The sequence below is a fragment of the Colwellia marinimaniae genome (genome assembly GCF_002207865.1).
Taxonomy (GTDB): Bacteria; Pseudomonadota; Gammaproteobacteria; order Enterobacterales; family Alteromonadaceae; genus Colwellia; species Colwellia marinimaniae.
In genome coordinates this window covers 1-313 of the sequence record NZ_BDQM01000183.1, presented here as the reverse complement: position 1 = coordinate 313, position 313 = coordinate 1, and the positions used below count along the sequence as shown (strand labels likewise).

The 313-nt window shown below is 17.9% G+C and carries 1 protein-coding gene; it reads left to right on the top strand.

Annotation, left to right across the window (positions count from 1 at the left end; genetic code table 11):
• Positions 1-311: hypothetical protein (locus tag MTCD1_RS20910; protein ID WP_200818647.1), on the top strand; the 311-nt coding region annotated here is incomplete at its 5' end.
• Positions 312-313: the final 2 nt, after the last annotated feature.

Below are 313 nucleotides of genomic sequence, written 5' to 3'. Positions count from 1 at the left end.
AAAAAAAACAAAAAGCAAAAGAAAAAGAAAAAAAAGAAAAAAGAAAAAAAAAAAAAAGAAAAGGAGAAAAAAAAGAAAAAAAAAAAGAAGAAAAAAAAAGAGAAAAAAAAGAGAAAAAAGAAAAAAAAAAAAAAAAGAAAAAAGAAAAAAAAAAAAAAAAGAAAAGAAAAAAAAAGAAAAAAAAAAGAAAAAAAAAAAAAAAAAGAAAGAAAAAAAAAAAAAAAAGAAAAGAAAAAAAAAAAAAAAAAGGGACAGAGGAGTATAAGAGAGAGAAATGGAAGAGGAATGGAAGGAAGGTGAATACAAGATAAGA